Origin of the sequence: Rhodoferax sp. UBA5149 (genome assembly GCF_002413825.1) — a bacterium.
In the GTDB taxonomy this organism is placed as follows: Bacteria; Pseudomonadota; Gammaproteobacteria; order Burkholderiales; family Burkholderiaceae_C; genus Rhodoferax.
In genome coordinates this window covers 1-2836 of the sequence record NZ_DHXT01000134.1, presented here as the reverse complement: position 1 = coordinate 2836, position 2836 = coordinate 1, and the positions used below count along the sequence as shown (strand labels likewise).

General features: G+C 56.3%; 3 protein-coding genes. 1 reads left to right on the top strand and 2 read right to left on the bottom strand.

Going from position 1 to position 2836, the window contains the following annotated elements:
• Window positions 1-1340 (bottom strand): DEAD/DEAH box helicase (locus tag B3V69_RS11700; protein ID WP_349679210.1); only part of this gene is annotated, 1340 nt, incomplete at its 3' end.
• 143 nt (window positions 1341-1483) lie between these two features.
• The gene (locus tag B3V69_RS11695; RefSeq protein WP_296446723.1) at window positions 1484-2488 is read right to left on the bottom strand and encodes a M23 family metallopeptidase; all 1005 of its coding nucleotides are present in this window, start codon (window positions 2486-2488) and stop codon (window positions 1484-1486) included.
• A 26-nt stretch (window positions 2489-2514) separates the two neighbouring features.
• Between B3V69_RS11695 and B3V69_RS11690 the strand changes: the two genes are divergently transcribed.
• Window positions 2515-2835, top strand: coding sequence for a hypothetical protein (locus tag B3V69_RS11690; protein ID WP_296446721.1), 321 nt, complete (start codon window positions 2515-2517; stop codon window positions 2833-2835).
• Window position 2836: the final 1 nt, after the last annotated feature.

The following is a 2836-nucleotide window of genomic DNA, read 5'->3' as shown; positions in this document are numbered from 1 at the left end:
CGGATATCCTTGATCGCCGCTTCGTATTTTTCCCGCGTTGTCTTGTAGACCCGATCCAGCTGGTCTTCACGCTTGCTGGGGCGGTTGGGTGGCATCACCACGGTTTCCAGTCCGTAAATTTCCTGGAACTCATAGGCTTCGGTGTCCGCCGTACCGGTCATGCCCGCCAGCTTGCCGTAAAGACGGAAATAGTTCTGGAAGGTAATCGACGCCATCGTCTGATTTTCAGGCTGGATGCTCACGCCCTCTTTGGCTTCCACGGCCTGATGTAGACCTTCGCTCCAGCGGCGGCCCGACATCAGGCGACCGGTGAACTCATCCACGATCACGATCTCGCCTTCCTGCACCACATAGTGCTGGTCGCGGTGATAGAGATGGTTGGCGCGCAAAGCCGCATACAGGTGATGCATCAGCGTGATGTTGGCCGGGTCGTAAAGCGTGGCGCCTTCCGGAATCAGACCAAGGTCGAAAAGAATACGCTCGGCGCTCTCATGACCCTGTTCAGTCAGAAACACCTGACGACTTTTTTCATCCAACGTAAAGTCACCTGGCTTGATGATCCCTTCGCCGGTACGCGGGTCTTCCTCGCCTTCCTGCAGGTGCAGCAAGGGAACCACTCTGTTGATTGCAATGTAAAGGTCAGTGTGGTCTTCCGCCTGACCGCTGATGATGAGCGGCGTGCGTGCTTCGTCGATCAGGATGGAATCCACTTCATCGACGATGGCGTAATTCAGGCCACGCTGAACACGGTCCGCTGACTCATAGACCATGTTGTCACGCAGGTAATCAAAACCATACTCGTTATTGGTGCCGTAAGTGATGTCGGCACGGTAAGCCGCCTGCTTTTCCTCGCGCGCCATATTCGGCAAATTGATGCCGACCGTCAAGCCCAAGAAATTGTAGAGCTTGCCCATCCACCGCGCATCCCGATTGGCCAGATAGTCATTCACCGTCACCACGTGGACACCCTTGCCCGTCAATGCATTGAGGTATACCGGCAACGTCGCCGTCAGCGTTTTGCCCTCACCTGTTCCCATTTCAGAAATCTTGCCGTTGTGCAGCGACATGCCGCCCAGCAACTGCACGTCGAAATGGCGCATTTTCATGACGCGCTTGGAGCCCTCGCGCACCACGGCGAAGGCCTCCGGCAACAGCGCGTCCAAGGGTTCGCCGCCAGCGATACGATCCTTGAACTCCTGTGTCTTGCCGCGTAACGCGTCATCGGACAGCGTCTCCAGCTCGGCTTCCATCGCATTGATGCGAACCACACCGGTGCGGTATTGTTTGAGCAGGCGGTCATTGCGACTGCCGAAAATTTTGGTGAGAATATTGGTGGCCATGAATGCAAGACGGACCCGCCAGCCCACGTGGACCAACAGAGCAGCGCAATCCTTTTTCTAATCTGGATGAAATGGGGTTGTTACAGCGAAATGCAACCGTTGAAACGGAAAACGTAGCGCCGAGAAAACCCGAGCGCCTGATTTTACCTTTGCCCGGGCAAGCGTCTTTCAAAGGGACCCGTCTGGGCGGTCTGAAGGGCATGGGTCGGGGTAAGCAGCTTGGCCAACGGATGCGACGACAGGTTGCGGCCTGCCGCCAAAAACTTCTGTGGATCTTGCGGAATGCCCTGAACCAACACCTCAAAGTGCAAATGCGCGCCGGTGGAACGCCCGGTGGTTCCGACCTCGGCTATTTTTTGCCCGCGCTTGATCAGATCCCCTTTCTTGACCAGTGTTTTCGACGCGTGCGCGTAGCGTGTAATCAGGTCATTGCCGTGATCGATTTCGATCATGTTCCCATATTCCGGATGAAACTCCTGTGTCACAACGACACCGCCAGCGGCGGCCAATATGGGGGTTCCATAGTTCGCCTGAAAGTCCAATCCGGTGTGAAGCGCCGAGCGTCCCGTAAAAGGATCGATTCGCCAGCCAAACAGAGAGCCCAGGTTACCCGCCGACACGGGTTGCTGCGTGGGCACCATCAAGCTCCGAATTTTTTGATCAAACAGGCGCGACTCCATGACGGTCATCAAGTCGGTACGTTGATCGGTCAGATGATCGAGGTCTGCCAGCGTCGCTTGCAATTCTTCCATCGACAAAGGATGACCCGATATCAGCGCGCCGCCTTGACCAGGCTTCATCCTGATCTCGTTCGGATTGACGCCGGCCAAGCCCGAAACGCGCTCACCCAAGGATTCAAGCTGCGTCATTTTTGCCTGCATTTCACCCAACTTGCGGGCCAACACGTCCAAGTTCTCGCGCATAAAGCGGTCACGCTGCTCGAACTCGTCCTTGACGACCAGCCTGAGCAGCGTGCCCACCACGGGCCAACCTTCTCTGGCGCCCTTCAGGAACACCCAGTGGTACAAACCAGCGGCCACCAGCATCAAAGTCAATGAGGCCAGCAATGCCGCGAGAACCAGCTTGGTGCCACTGAGATGAATCGCTCGTGTTTTCGCGAGCCAGGCATCAGTGATAATCAATTGCATTCGGATATTCCCTCTTCAACGCACTCATGACCCGCCGCAAACATTCAGTCACGCTGCTCCAGGCCAGTCAGGATTCGCCAACGCTGGCCAGACTGACAGAGCTCACCCGTGATTCTGTCGCGCGACTCAAGGCCATCGAGTCGCTCATTCCCGGGTCACTGCGTCCCGCCGTCAAAGCGGGGCCCATAGAAGGCCCGGTTTGGTGCCTGATTCTGGACAACAACGCGGCGGCAGCAAAAATTCGCCAAATTTTGCCAGCGCTCGAATCTCATTTGCGAGTCAAAGGATGGGAGGTTAACTCAATTCGGCTGAAGGTCCAAATCACAGCCTTGTCCAATGAGGTGTGAG

Coding starts and splice junctions, on each gene's coding strand:
- B3V69_RS11695 (WP_296446723.1), bottom strand. CDS start 2,488: ATGCAATTGATTATCACTGATGCCTGGCTCGCGAAAACACGAGCGATT.
- B3V69_RS11690 (WP_296446721.1), top strand. CDS start 2,515: ATGACCCGCCGCAAACATTCAGTCACGCTGCTCCAGGCCAGTCAGGAT.